The sequence below is a fragment of the Clavibacter tessellarius genome, assembly GCF_001618005.1.
Classification (GTDB): Bacteria; Actinomycetota; Actinomycetes; order Actinomycetales; family Microbacteriaceae; genus Clavibacter; species Clavibacter tessellarius_A.
Genome location: NZ_LQXA01000061.1, coordinates 12,577 through 25,706, shown reverse-complemented (window position 1 = coordinate 25,706; position 13,130 = coordinate 12,577). Strand labels below are relative to the sequence as shown.

At 73.5% G+C, this 13,130-nt stretch carries 12 protein-coding genes; 2 read left to right on the top strand and 10 right to left on the bottom strand.

The genetic code is table 11. The features are described from left to right. Positions 1–9 precede the first annotated feature (9 nt). The 9 genes from mnhG to AWH51_RS14835 form a co-directional block, all read right to left on the bottom strand. Positions 10–585: a monovalent cation/H(+) antiporter subunit G gene (gene mnhG, locus AWH51_RS14875; protein ID WP_063072831.1), complete on the bottom strand. Its 576-nt coding sequence runs from the start codon at positions 583–585 to the stop codon at positions 10–12. Beyond that, the gene (locus tag AWH51_RS14870; RefSeq protein ID WP_081235155.1) at positions 582–857 is read right to left on the bottom strand and encodes a monovalent cation/H+ antiporter complex subunit F; all 276 of its coding nucleotides are present in this window, start codon (positions 855–857) and stop codon (positions 582–584) included. Before AWH51_RS14870 ends, mnhG begins: the two co-directional genes overlap by 4 nt. Then, positions 854–1,528, bottom strand: coding sequence for a Na+/H+ antiporter subunit E (locus AWH51_RS14865; RefSeq protein WP_063072830.1), 675 nt, complete (start codon positions 1,526–1,528; stop codon positions 854–856). The genes AWH51_RS14870 and AWH51_RS14865 overlap by 4 nt, the downstream gene beginning before the upstream one ends. Further along, complete coding sequence (locus AWH51_RS14860) at positions 1,525–3,117, bottom strand: Na+/H+ antiporter subunit D (protein WP_063072829.1); 1,593 nt, start codon at positions 3,115–3,117, stop codon at positions 1,525–1,527. Before AWH51_RS14860 ends, AWH51_RS14865 begins: the two co-directional genes overlap by 4 nt. Continuing rightward, positions 3,114–3,674: a Na(+)/H(+) antiporter subunit C gene (locus AWH51_RS14855; protein WP_063072828.1), complete on the bottom strand. Its 561-nt coding sequence runs from the start codon at positions 3,672–3,674 to the stop codon at positions 3,114–3,116. The genes AWH51_RS14860 and AWH51_RS14855 overlap by 4 nt, the downstream gene beginning before the upstream one ends. Next, on the bottom strand, positions 3,671–6,682 hold the full coding sequence (locus tag AWH51_RS14850; protein WP_063072827.1) for a Na+/H+ antiporter subunit A: 3,012 nt from the start codon (positions 6,680–6,682) through the stop codon (positions 3,671–3,673). The genes AWH51_RS14855 and AWH51_RS14850 overlap by 4 nt, the downstream gene beginning before the upstream one ends. An 83-nt stretch (positions 6,683–6,765) precedes the next feature. Beyond that, a complete protein-coding gene (gene otsB, locus AWH51_RS14845; protein WP_063072826.1) occupies positions 6,766–7,593 on the bottom strand; it encodes a trehalose-phosphatase in 828 nt (275 codons plus the stop codon). Between the two features lie 5 nt (positions 7,594–7,598). Then, on the bottom strand, positions 7,599–9,212 hold the full coding sequence (gene otsA, locus AWH51_RS14840; protein ID WP_063072825.1) for an alpha,alpha-trehalose-phosphate synthase (UDP-forming): 1,614 nt from the start codon (positions 9,210–9,212) through the stop codon (positions 7,599–7,601). Between the two features lie 115 nt (positions 9,213–9,327). Next, on the bottom strand, positions 9,328–10,164 hold the full coding sequence (locus AWH51_RS14835) for a fructosamine kinase family protein (RefSeq protein WP_063072824.1): 837 nt from the start codon (positions 10,162–10,164) through the stop codon (positions 9,328–9,330). Between the two features lie 136 nt (positions 10,165–10,300). On the opposite strand from AWH51_RS14835, the gene AWH51_RS14830 reads away from it, so the two are divergent. After that, positions 10,301–11,176 carry a sugar phosphate isomerase/epimerase family protein gene (locus AWH51_RS14830; RefSeq protein WP_063072951.1) on the top strand — a complete coding sequence of 292 codons (876 nt, stop codon included), beginning with the start codon at positions 10,301–10,303 and terminating at the stop codon, positions 11,174–11,176. A gap of 157 nt (positions 11,177–11,333) precedes the next feature. Next, positions 11,334–11,636, top strand: a complete 303-nt coding sequence (locus tag AWH51_RS14825) for a putative quinol monooxygenase (protein ID WP_063072823.1) — start codon at positions 11,334–11,336, stop codon at positions 11,634–11,636. A gap of 75 nt (positions 11,637–11,711) precedes the next feature. Here AWH51_RS14825 and AWH51_RS14820 read toward each other — a convergent pair whose 3' ends face one another. Continuing rightward, positions 11,712–13,031, bottom strand: a complete 1,320-nt coding sequence (locus AWH51_RS14820) for a hypothetical protein (RefSeq protein WP_063072822.1) — start codon at positions 13,029–13,031, stop codon at positions 11,712–11,714. Positions 13,032–13,130: the final 99 nt, after the last annotated feature.

Here is a 13,130-nt window from a genome sequence, read left to right as displayed (position 1 = left end):
ACCGACGCGTCAGCCGATGCCGGGCGGCAGGCGGCCGTCGTCCGGCTCGTCCGCGCGGCCGCCGTGCCCGGGGTCGGCGGGCGATGCCACGGGCGCCGCCTCGTCGCGGGGACCCGCGCCGCCCGGGACGTGGCCGGCCTCCTCGGCGGCGATGTTCTCGGCGGATCCCACGGGCAGGGTCGACGCGTCCACCTCCTCCGCGTCCCGCAGCTCCTCGTGGGCGCGGTCGATGGCCTCCTCGAGCTCGTCGACGAGCAGGTCCTCGCGCAGGAAGTGGCGGAGGCGGTAGCCGGCGCGGCCGACCATGTGGGCGGAGATGGGCGCCGTGAGCATCTGGAAGAGGAGGACGGGCACGAGCATCGCGACCGTGCTGAGGCTCTGCGACTGGAGGGCGAGGGCCAGGAGCACCAGGATCACGCCGAGGATCTGCGGCTTGGTCGCCGCGTGCATGCGCGCCAGCGGGTCCGGGAAGCGCAGGAGGCCGACGCCCGCGGCGACCGACAGCACCCCGCCGAGGAGGAGGAGCACGAGGCTCACGACGTCGAGGGCGTCGGCGAGCGGACCGGAGGCGAGCACGTCGCTCACGAGGGGTCCTGCTTCGAGACGTAGCGGGCGACGGCGACGGTCGCGAGGAACGCGGTCATGGCGAGCACGAGCATCACCGGGACCGTGCGGGTGTGTCCGTTGAAGATCATCTCGGCGCCGAGCACGCAGATGAGCGTGGTGAGCAGCACGTCGGACGCGATGATCCGGTCGAGGATGCTCGGACCGCGCACGATGCGCACGAGCGCCATCACCGCGGCCGAGAAGAAGAGGGCGCCGACGAGCACCCAGCCGACCTGCATGACGATGCTCACGCGAGCTCCTCCCCCGTCGTCGTGATGAGCCCCGCCTCGAGGTCGCGGTCGCGCACCAGCTCGTGCGCGCGCTGCCGACGGGTCTGGAGCAGCGGCTCGCGGCCCGTCTCGCGCCGCTCGCGGTTGACGCGCCACACGTCGTCGGCGGTGCCGAGCGTGAAGACGATGCGGCTCTCCACGTCGAGCGTCGTGCGCCGCACGCGCTCGACGTCCTCCGCGGTGGAGGTGCCGAGCGCGTGGAGGTAGAGGATCGACCGCTCCCGGTCGGCCTCGACGACGATGGAGCCGGGGACCAGCGACACGACCTCGGCCGTGAGCGTCATGACGAAGTCGCTGCGCGTGTGGAGGTGCACGGCGATGACCGAGTTGACGGGCACGCGGCGCCAGTCGAACGCCTGCGCGGCGACCTGGAAGGACGCGCGCACGAGGTCGACCGCGAAGTGCCCGAGCAGGATCAGCGCCCAGCGGATGTCGAACCGGCCCGAGAGCTCCACGGGCGGCAGGTAGAACACGCGCGTGACGAGCAGCGCCAGGACGATGCCGGTGACCACGGAGATGACGGTGACGTGGCCCCACAGCAGGAGCCACAGGATCACGAGCCAGACGAGGAGCGGCAGCTGCACCAGGAGCGTGAGCCGCTCGGCGCGCGCGCGGGCGCGGCGCGGGGTCATCGGACGCCGCCCGGGAAGACGGTCTCGACGTAGCCCTGCTCGCCGGAGCCGTTGCCGGATCCGGGGCCGGTGAGGCTCTCGCCCGCGCGCTCGGAGAGGGCGTAGACCGGGCCGGCGAACACGGTGAGGGCGACGCTGACGACGACCATGCCGGCGGTCGCGCCGGTCATGAGCACGGGGGTCTTCCGCACGGTGGTCGTGCCCTCGCCGCCCGGCCGCTCGGACAGCTGCTCGAGCAGCGGCGACTCGTAGTCCTCGACCTCCTCGGCCCCGCGCCAGAACGCCATGTTCCAGACGCGGGCGAGGGCGTAGAGCGTGAGGAGGCTCGTGGCCGCCCCCGCCGCGATGACCGCGTAGGTGAGCCAGCCGCCGACCTCGGCGCCGGAGTCGAACAGCGCGACCTTGCCGATGAACCCCGAGAACGGCGGGATGCCGCCGAGGTTGAGCGCCGGGATGAAGAACAGGATCGCCATCACCGGCGCCGCCTTGAGCAGGCCGCCGAGCTTGTTGATCGACGTGCTGCCGCCCGTGCGCTCGATGAGCCCGGACGCGAGGAACAGCGTCGTCTGCACGACGATGTGGTGGATCACGTAGTAGATGGTCGCGGTCATGCCGGCCACCGTGTTGAGCGCGATGCCGAAGATCATGTAGCCGATGTGGCTCACGAGCGTGAACGACAGCAGCCGCTTGATGTCGGCCTGCGCGACCGCGCCGAGGATGCCGATCACCATGGTCAGCGCCGCCACCACCATGAGGGCCGTGGAGAGCTGGTCGGTGGGGAACATGACCGTTTCCGTGCGGAGGATCGCGTAGACGCCGACCTTCGTGAGGAGGCCCGCGAAGACCGCGGTGACGGGCGCGGGCGCCGTGGGGTAGGAGTCCGGCAGCCAGAACGACAGCGGGAAGACGGCCGCCTTGATGCCGAACGCGACCAGCAGCATGATGTGCAGGATCAGCTGCACGTCCGGCGGGATCTCGTCGAGCCGCACCGAGATCTGCGCGATGTTCACCGTGCCGAGGGCGCCGTAGATCATGGCGATGGACGCGAGGAACAGCATGGAGGAGACGAGGCTCACGACGATGTAGGTGACGCCCGCCCGGATGCGCGCCTCGGTGCCGCCGAGCGTCAGCAGCACGTAGCTCGCCACGAGCAGGATCTCGAACCCGACGTAGAGGTTGAAGAGGTCGCCCGCGACGAAGGCGTTGAAGACGCCGGCCGCGAGGATCAGGTAGGTCGGGTTGAAGATGGAGACGGGCGTCTCGCCGTCGCCGTCCTCGAGGCCCTGGCCGATCGAGAACATCAGGACCGCGAGCAGCACGATCGACGAGATCAGCAGCATGAGCGCCGAGAGCCGGTCGACCACGAGCACGATGCCGAACGGCGCCGCCCACCCGCCGACCTCCACGGACTGGCCGCCCTGCTGGTCCACCAGCACGAGGAGCACCGCGCTGATCGCGACGACGACCACGAGCGCGAGCACCGAGACGGCGACCTGCAGGCGGCGCTGGCGCGCCGCGACGAGGGCCGCCGCCGCGCCGAGCAGCGGCACGAGCACGACCAGCGGGATGAGGGTCTGGAAGATCGTCACGAGCCCTCCCCCTCCCCCTTCTCGGCGCGCTTCGTGCGGAAGTCGCGGTCGTCGTCGTCGTCGGCGGAGTCGTCGATGGCTTCTTCCAGGTCGGATCGATTGCCGCGGAGCTCGCGGGCGGAGGCGATGGCCGCCTCGGCGTTGGTGCCGAACTCGGTGTCGTCGTCGTCGGGCACGGTGGGCTCCTCGCCGAGGCCCGTGCGGGGCCCGCGCATCGCGAGGTCGTCCTCGTCGTCCGTCACCACGTCGGCGTTGGCCAGCCGCCAGGAGCGGTAGATGAGCGCCATGAGGAACGCCGAGACGCCGAAGGTGATCACGATGGCCGTGAGGATGAGGGCCTGCGGCAGCGGGTCGGCGTACTCCGACGGGTCGACCTCGGGGTCGTAGATGGGCGCGAGGCCCACGCGGCCCGACATGATCAGGATGAGGATGTTCGTCGCGTTGCCCACGAGCAGGAACCCGAGGAGCACGCGCGTCATGCTGCGCTCGAGCATCAGGTAGATCCCGGTCGCGTACAGCGCGGCCATGATCACGATGAGGGTGACGGAGACGCTCACACGCTCACCCCCTGCTCGGTCTCCATGCCGTCCGCTCCCTGCTCGACCGTCCGGTCGCTCTCCTCCTGGCGGTCGACCTCCGCGCCGAGGCTGCGGAGCACGTCGAGCGTGAGGCCGACGACGACGAGGTAGACGCCGACGTCGAAGAAGGTGCTGGTGACGAACTCGACGTGGCCGACGAAGGGCACCTCGGTGTCGATCCAGGTGGAGGTGAGGGCGTCGGCGCCGAAGACGAGCGGCACGATGGCCGTGCCGACCGCGAAGACGAGGCCGGTGCCGAGCACGCGGCCCGCATCCACGGGCGCGGCGGCGCCGAGCTCGTAGCGGCCGCCCGCGAGGTAGCGCGCGACGAGCGCCATGCCGGCGAGGAGCCCGCCCGCGAAGCCGCCGCCGGGGAGGTTGTGGCCGGAGAACAGCAGGTAGACCGACACCACGATGAGGCTGTGGAACAGGAGCCGCACCACGACCTCGAGGAGGATCGAGCGGTTCTGCGGCGCGAGCGTGCGCCCGGCGAGGAGCCAGGGGCTCCGCTCGGTGCGGCCCTGGTCCTTGACCGCCTCGCGCGCCGCCATGCGTGGACCCGCGGCGCCCTGCTCCACCTCGAGGGGCGCCTCCGTGGTGGTCGCCGGGTCGTGCCGGCCGGAGAGGCGCGCGAGCAGGCTGCGGCGCGACGGCGCCGTGAGCCGGGGCAGGGAGTCGGTGCGGCGGTTGAGGAAGATGAGGCTCGCGACGCCCGTGGCCGCGACGATGAGCACCGAGATCTCGCCCATGGTGTCCCAGCCGCGGAGGTCCACGAGCGTGACGTTGACGACGTTGCTGCCGTGGCCCTGCTCGTAGGCCAGGCGCGGGAACTCGAGCGAGATGGGCGTCGCCACGCGGGCTCCGAGCGCGACGACGGCCACAGTCGACATGAGCGCGGCGACCGCGATGCCGATGGACGCGCGCCAGATCGGGTGCACCGACCGGTTCCGCTCCCCCAGCCGCACGGGCAGGCGGCGGAGCACGAGCACGAAGGCGACCAGGGTGATGGTCTCGATGAGCACCTGCGTGAGCGCGAGGTCGGGGGCGCCGTGCAGCGCGAAGAGCGCGGCCATGCCGTACCCCGTGACGCCCACGAGCACGACGGCCTGGAACCGCTTGCCGGCGCGGGCGGCGGCGATGGCGGCGACGATCATCACGACGCCGATGACGGGCTGCGCCGGGTGGTCGAAGGGCACGGCCGTGGCGGGCCAGGAACGGTTGAGGGCGAGCGCGGATCCCACCGAGCCGATGAGCACGAGCAGGATCACGCCGAGGTAGAAGGGCAGCGAGCCGCGCTGCGTGGTGGCCGTGGTGCGCGCCGCGACCCGGTCGATGAGGCGCATCGAGGCCCAGTAGACGCGCGCGGCGTCGACCCAGGACGGCACACGCGACTGCAGCGCGAAGACGCCGTCGCGGAACCGGAACATCGCGAGGCCGACGACCAGCGTGCCCGCGGAGATGAGGAGCGCCGGCTCGATCCCGTGCCAGAGCGCCAGGTGGTAGGTGTGGTCGGGCTCGCCCGAGGCGCCGGCGCTCACGGCCGGCAGCGTGTCCGCGTAGCCGGCGATCCACCCGTCGACGGACGAGGCGAGGAAGCCGAGCACGAGGCCGGTCGCCGCCAGCACCGCGGGCGGCACCAGGAAGTCGAGGTGCTCGTGCACGGGCTGGACCTCGTCCACGCCGCGCTTGCGGGCGAACGCGCCCCACAGGAACCGGGCACTGTACGCGACCGTGAGGCAGGATCCGACCGAGACGCCCACGAGCGCGACCCAGCCCAGGCCGCCGCCGAGCTCCGCGTCGAGGAGGAGCGCCGAGAGCACGGCCTCCTTGGCCACGAAGCCGAGGAACGGCGGGAGGCCCGCCATCGAGGCGAGCGCGAGCGCCGTGATCACCGCGAGCACGGGCGCCTTGCGGCCGAGCCCGCTGATCTTGCGGAGGTCGCGGGTGCCGGCCCGGTGGTCCACCACGCCGACGACGAGGAAGAGCGTGGCCTTGAAGAGCGCGTGGGCGAGGAGGAGGGCGACGCCCGCGAGCGCGGCGTCGCGCGTGCCGTAGCCGACGACCACCGTGAGGAAGCCGAGCTGGCTGACGGTGCCGTAGGCGAGGACGAGCTTGAGGTCCATCTGCTTGAGGGCGCGCCAGCCGCCGACGAGCATCGTCGCGACGCCGAGCGACACGAGCAGCACGCGCCAGCCCGGCACGTCGGCGTAGCCGGGGGCCAGGCGGGCGATGAGGTAGATGCCGGCCTTCACCATCGCGGCGGCGTGCAGGTACGCGCTCACCGGGGTGGGCGCGGCCATCGCGGCGGGCAGCCAGAAGTGGAAGGGCACGAGCGCCGACTTCGAGAGCGCGCCGAGCAGGATCAGCACCACGGCGACCGGGATGAGCGGGCCGCCGGGCGGATCCGCCACGAGGGCCGCCAGGCTCGTCGTGCCGCCCGCGACCGAGAGGATCACGAGGCCGACGAGCATCGCGAGCCCGCCCGCGGTCGTCACGAGGAGGGCCTGCAGCGCCGCGCCGCGGCTCGCCTTCTTGCCCGTGTAGTGGCCGATGAGGAGGTAGGACAGGACGCTCGTCGCCTCCCAGAACGTGAAGAGCACGAACACGTCGTCGGCGAGCACGAGGCCGTACATCACCCCGGCGAAGGCGAGCAGGAGGCCCGCGAACCGTCCGAGCCCGTCCTCGCTCGAGCGGAAGTAGCGCGCGCAGTAGAGGAGGACGAGGGCTCCGACGCCCGTCACGACGAGCGCGAGGAGCCAGGACAGCGCGTCCATCCGCATGTCGAGCGTGATGCCGAGCGACGGGATCCACTCCAGCCGCTCGACGACCTCGCCGTCGGGCAGCACGGCCGGCCCCTGCAGGGCGGTGAAGGCGAAGGCCGCGGCGGGCACGAGCGCGGCCACGACGAACGCGCGGACGCCGAGGGCCCGGGTGAGGAACGGCAGGACGATCGAGGCGATCAGGAACGCCGAGAGGAGGACGAGCAACTGCGGTCTCCTCTCGCGAGTCGGCTATTTCCCCAGTCTACCTGGGCCCTGCCTGGGAGACCGCGATGGATCCGCCCGCGAGCTCAGTCGGGCAGCACGGCCGGCTCGCCGCGCAGGTCCGCGAGCACCTGGAGCACGCGCGCGACGTCGTGCGGGCCGTCGACGCGGAAGTCCGCCGCGGTCGCGCCGGTGCCGCTCTTGAGGCCGAGGTCGCCGGCCTGGAGCGCGGCGAAGGCGTCCTCGTCGGTGACGTCGTCGCCCGCGTAGAAGACGGCGGACGCCTCGGCGTACCGCCGCAGGTGCTCGACGGCCTCGCCCTTGGTGGCCTGGCGGATGCTGAACTCCAGCACGTCCTTGCCGGAGCGCACCTTGAGGCCGTCGACCTCGGCGTGCGCCTCCTGCGTCGCGACGAGGTGCGCGATGCGGCTGTGCTTCTCGGTCGCGAGGCGCGTGTGCAGGGCGAAGCCCGCGGGCTTCTCCTCGATCCACACCTCGTCGAGGGAGTCGGCGACCTGGCCGAGCACGTCCGAGAGGACGCCGCGCTGCGCGAGCTCGCCCTCGTCGAGGGTGAGCTCGATGTCGTCGCTGTCGAGGCGGATCTCCACGCCGTGCGAGCCGACGAGGAGCACGTCGTCCGGCAGGTCGGCGACGGCCTCGAGGCTGCGGAGCGCGCGACCCGAGACGAGCGCGACCCGCGTGTCGGGCAGGGCGAGGAGCGCGAGCACGGCGGCGCGCGCCTCGGGCACCGCGCGCGCCTTCTCCGGGTCGTCGACCTCGGGCGCGAGCGTGCCGTCGAAGTCGAGCGCGACGAGCAGGCGCGGCGTGCGCGCGAGCTCCGTCAGCGCCTCGAACAGCCGGCCCGGGAAGCCGCGGCCGCCCTTGGCCTGGATGTCGGTGGTCAGCTCGGCCACGCCCGCTACCAGCCCTCGTCCATGAGGGGCTCGACGACCTCTTCGTCGGGGCCCTCGTGGATCGCGGCGGCGTGCGTGCGGCCGAGGTCCGCGAGGAAGGAGCTCGACCACGCGGCGACGTCGTTCTCGAACACGCGCTTGCGGAGCGACCGCATGCGCTTGCGCTGCTCGGCCTTCGGCATCTCGATGGCGCGGAGGATGGCCTCCTTGAGCCCCTCGATGTCGTGCGGGTTCACGAGCAGCGCGGCCTTCAGCTCGTCCGCGGCGCCCGCGAACTCGCTGAGCACGAGCACGCCCTCGTTGGAGTGCTTCGTGGCGACGTACTCCTTGGCCACGAGGTTCATGCCGTCGCGGAGGGCCGTGACGAGCATCACGTCGGCCGCGAGGCACAGCGCCACCATCTCCTCCCGCGGGTAGCCGTGGTGCAGGTAGCTGATGGCGGTATGGCTGATGGAGCCGTAGTCGCCGTTGATGCGGCCGACCGTGAGCTCGATCTCGTCGCGCAGCTGCTTGTACGTCTCCACGCGCTCGCGGCTGGGGCTCGCGACCTGCACGAGCGTCGCGTCCTCCACCGTGACGCGGCCCTCGGCGAGCAGCTCGCCGAACGCCTTGAGGCGGTGGCCGATGCCCTTGGTGTAGTCGAGCCGGTCGACGCCCAGGAGGATCGTCTTCGGGTTGCCGAGGTCGGCGCGGATCTGGCGGGCGCGCTCCTGGATGGCCGGGTCCTTGGCCATCTCCTCGTAGCTGCGGGCGTCGATCGAGATCGGGTAGTGCTTGGCGACGACCTGCCGGGTGCGGAGCTCGCGCACGGGCTTCGACGGCTTGGTGCCGGGGACGGTGAGCGGGATGCCGCCGCGCACGGGCACGTCGACCGTGGATCCGCGGGTCGTGTACCCGAAGAGGCGGCGTACCGCGCGCGTGAAGTTGCCCGCGTCGGCGACGCGCTGGAAGCCGATGACGTCGGCGCCGAGGAGGCCCTCGATGATCTGCGTGCGCCACGGCAGCTGCGAGTAGATGCCGTAGGGCGGGAACGGGATGTGGTTGAAGAAGCCGATGGTGAGGTCCGGCCGCTGCTCGCGCAGCATCTTCGGCACGAGCTGCAGCTGGTAGTCCTGCACCCACACCGTGGCCCCGGGGGCGGCGGCCTTCGCGGCGGCGTCGGCGAAGCGCTGGTTGACCTTGACGTAGGTGTCCCACCACTCGCGGTGGTAGCTCGGCTGCGCGATGACGTCGTGGTACAGCGGCCACAGGGTGTCGTTGGAGAAGCCCTCGTAGTACTCGGCGAGGTCCTGCTCGCTGAGCGTGACGGGGATGATCGAGATGCCCGCGTCGACGAACGGGTCGACGTCGTGGTCGGCGATGCCGGGCCAGCCGACCCACGCGCCCTCGTTGGCGCGCATGACGGGCTCGAGGGCCGTGACGAGGCCGCCCGGGGAGTGCCGCCACGAGGTGGTGCCGTCGGCCGCGACGACCCGGTCGACCGGGAGGCGGTTGGAGACGACGACGAGGTCGTAGATGCCGGGCCGGACGTCTCCGCCGTCCGCCTGCTCGGCGGCGGTCGGCTCGGTCGGCTCGGTCGGCTCGGTCGCGGAGGGCGTGGATGAGGGTGGCGGAGTCACGGTTCCCGTCTCGTTCTCGCAGAGGTCTGTCGTGCCTGCTCGGTCATCCGAGGCTACCAGTGCGGTCGGCGACCGACCGGGTCCGCGTCGGCTCGTGACGGCGGCCGTCCGCCCCTCACCTCCGGAGGACCGCGCGCGCCGCGTCGCGGAGCGCGTCGCCGTAGGCCGGGCCGTGCGACGCCGCGTGCACGGCGAGCGGGTGGAGCTGGTGCAGCGGGACGCGGTCGCGCCAGCCCGGGGCGAGGGATCCGGCGTCGGCGTACGCGCCGAGCACGTCGTCGAGGCCCGGGCAGCCGAAGAGCGCCAGCATCGCGAGGTCGGTCTCGCGGTGGCCGCCGTGCGCGGCCGGGTCGATGAGGACCGCTCCCCCGTCGGTCCACTGCACGTTGCCCGACCAGAGGTCGCCGTGGATCCGGGCCGGCGGCGCGCCGTCGTCGAACCGGCCGTCAGATGCGGCGGCGCACGCGCGCTCCACGTCGGCCGCCTGCGCGGCGGTGGCGTTGCCGGCGTCGACCGCCCGGCGGAGGTAGGGCAGGACGCGCTCGCGGGCGTACCAGGCGCCCCAGCCGGATCCGGCGTCGTCGGCCGGGCCCGCGCCGTCGCCCCGGGCACCGCCGCGGAGGACCGACAGCGGCTGCCGCCCGATGAAGGCCGGGCCGTCGTGCCCGGCGGGCGGCGCCCCGAACCCCGGCGCCCCCGCGTCGTGCGTGATCGCGAGGGCCGCCCCGAACGCGCGCGCCCCCTCCCGCGTGGGGCGCGACGGTCGCAGCCGCTCGAGGTCGATGCGGCCGGGCGCGACGCCGAGCACGCGCACGACGCGCGCTCCCCCGGCCGGCTCCGCCTCGGCGAGCCAGGCCAGGCCCGCGGCCTCCGCCTCGAAGAAGCCGTGGGGAGCATCCGCCCGCTCTTTGCGGTACGCGTCCGCCGCGCCGTCCGATCCGTCCGACGCCATGCCGGCCTCCTCCCGCCGCGGACGTGCGCCGCGTGCGTCCAGCATGCCGACGCCGCCTGTCCGCGTCGCGCACCCGACACGCGCCGGACCGCGCGCGTACCCCTCGGGCCCAGCGGCGCCGGGTATGGTCGCCGACGTGATCCGAGTAGGCATGAGCACGACCTGCGTGTACCCCCAGCCCGTCGAGAACGCCTTCCTCATGGCCAAGCGCGCCGGATTCGACGGCGTCGAGATCATGGTGACGAACGACCAGGTCACCCAGGACGCCGACGCGCTCCGCGCCCTGTCGGAGAAGCACGGCCTGCCGATCCTGTCGATCCACGCGCCCGTCCTCCTCCTCACCCACTTCGTGTGGGGGCGGGATCCGAAGGTGAAGCTGGAGAGGTCGGCCGAGCTCGCGCGCGCGGTCGGCGCCCCGGCCGTCGTGGTGCACCCGCCGTTCCGCTGGCAGGCCGGCTACGCCGAGTCGTTCCTCGAGATCGTGCGCTCGATCCAGACGGAGACGGGCGTGGAGATCGCGGTCGAGAACATGTTCCCGTGGCAGGTCGCCGGCCGCAGCATGAAGGCGTACTCACCCGGCTGGGATCCGCGCGACATGGACTGCGACGCCACCACCCTCGACTTCTCGCATGCCTCGCTCTCCGGCCAGGACGCCCTAGAGATGGCGAAGGCCCTCGGCCCGCGCCTCCGCCACGTGCACCTGTGCGACGGATCCGGCTCGCAGGACGACGGCCGGATCCTCGACGAGCACCTCCTCCCCGGCCGCGGCACGCAGCCGGTCGCCGAGACCCTCCGCTGGCTCGCCGAGCAGGGCTGGCAGGGCGGCGTCGTCGCCGAGGTCAACACCCGCAAGGCGAAGACGGAGGAGCAGCGGCTCGCGATGCTCATCGAGACGCGCGAGTTCGCCCAGCGCCAGCTCCGGCTCGACACGGCGCCCGAGCGCACGCCCGTCGCCCCGCCCACGCTCTCCGGGTACCGGAAGCTGCGCACCGCGCTCCGCCGCGATCGCTGAGCGGCGCCGCCGCCTGGGTCGCTCGGCCGACACGCCCGCGCCGGGCGTGCGGGCATGCCCCGACGGCGGCCGGGGTTGGATGGACGAGGGGAACGTCCCCGCACATGAGCGACGTCGCACGGGGCCCCGCCCGCCCGGCGTCGGGACCGGAGACACCATGAGCACCACCGTGCACCTCGAGATCCAGGTCGACGAGACGCGCCTCGGCGACGTCGCGGACGTCCTCGCCGAGACCCTGCAGGCCACCCGCGCCTTCGCGGGCAACGAGGGCCTCGAGGTCCTCGTCGACGACGCCGACCCGGCCCGCATGGTCGTCGTCGAGCAGTGGGCGTCGACCGCCGACCACGACGCGTACGTCGCCTGGCGCGCCACCCCCGAGGGCGCCGCGCGCCTCGGCGAGGTGCTGGCCGCGCCGCCCGTGACCCGCGTGTTCAGCGGGCGCATCGCGCTCGCGCTGTAGCCGCGACCGCACGCACGACGAGGGCCGCCCGGTGATCCGGGCGGCCCTCGTCGTGCGTGCGGTGCGCCGTGCGCGTCAGCGCCCGCTGAGGTCGTACGGCCGCTGGTGCTGGTCCACGGTGGCGAGGTAGCCGCCGTCCGCCAGGGCCGACGGCACGGCGATCGTGCCGCGGACGGTGGCCGTCGTGCCGCGCACGTCGATCTCCAGCACGGATCCCGTGCCCGCCCGAGAGAGGAACAGCTCCGACCCGTCGGCCGAGGCCGCGAGGAAGCGCGCGGAGGATCCGGTGCCCGCCGCCTGCCCGAGCGCGGGGAGCCGCACGCGCGTGACCGCCCCGTCGTAGAGGCCGTCCGCACCGCGCCCGACGAGGTCGAGCGTGTCGACGCCGTCCGCCGTCACCACGGCCGCCGCGTAGGACGGCGCGACGGCCGCGCGCGTGGGCGTGCCCGTGCCGAGGGCGACGCTCGCGATGCCCGCGCCGCGCATCGACGACGAGGTCAGCACCGCCGGGTCGGCCGCCGTGGCGCCCGCCTGCGCGCCCACGGCCGTCGTGCCGTCGGGGGCCATCCGCGGCCGGTAGCTCTGCTGCGCGCGCTCCGGGTAGGGCCGCGTGGTCGCCGGGCCGAAGCCGTCGCGGGTCACCGGCACCGTCTCGACGCCGTCGTGCAGGGTCGAGCCGACGACCGTGCCGCGCGCGTCGGCGATCGGCCCGTGCGGGTAGGCGCCGAGCGGCGTCGAGGCGATCGGGGCCGGGTGCTCGTCGCCGCGCAGGATGGCACCGGCGTCGTAGGCGTCGAGGTGCCCGCCGGCGCTCACGACGAGGCGCAGCGGGGATCCCACGAGGAACGTCTCCATCTCCTCGGTGCCGCGCTCGCCCGTGGTCGCGAGGGCCACCTCGCTCGTGCGGACGGCCGCCGTGCTCGCGCGGCCCGTGCGGGTGTCGACGAGCGTGACCTGCTGCGTGGTGGATCCGTCGAGGTCCGACCCGACCGCGACGTACCGGTGGCCGGCGTCGTCCGAGATCCAGCCGGCGCGCGTCCAGGCGCCGGCCGCGGACGGGATCGGGGTCGCCGATGCGAGGCGCGGGACCCCGGCGGAGGAGATGTCGACCACGTCGAGCCGGGGGCCGCTCTCGTCGACGAAGGCGATGCGGCCGTGCCCCAGCTGCACGACGCCGGCGTGCGCGCCCAGCGTCGTGTCCCTGAGGGAGCCCGTGGTGCGGCCGGTCGCCGAGTCGACGATCGAGACGGCGTGCGCCACCGGGTCGGCGACGAGCAGCCACGACGCGCGGCCGGCGGCGGACGCGGTCTCGGGCGGGGCGGCGACGGATCCGACGCCGCCGGCGAGCAGGCCGACGACCACGAGGCCGACGCCGAGGAGGGAGGGGGTGCGCATGGGGCGACTTCCTTGTCGAGAACGGTTCTCGAATGTTAGGCGGTGCGGCGGCCTCGTCTCCGTCACGCCCCCCAGACGCGCGATGCCGGGCACCCGCGG

Coding starts and splice junctions, on each gene's coding strand:
- AWH51_RS14865 (WP_063072830.1), bottom strand. CDS start 1,528: ATGACCCCGCGCCGCGCCCGCGCGCGCGCCGAGCGGCTCACGCTCCTG.
- AWH51_RS14835 (WP_063072824.1), bottom strand. CDS start 10,164: ATGGCGTCGGACGGATCGGACGGCGCGGCGGACGCGTACCGCAAAGAG.
- AWH51_RS14825 (WP_063072823.1), top strand. CDS start 11,334: ATGAGCACCACCGTGCACCTCGAGATCCAGGTCGACGAGACGCGCCTC.
- AWH51_RS14820 (WP_063072822.1), bottom strand. CDS start 13,031: ATGCGCACCCCCTCCCTCCTCGGCGTCGGCCTCGTGGTCGTCGGCCTG.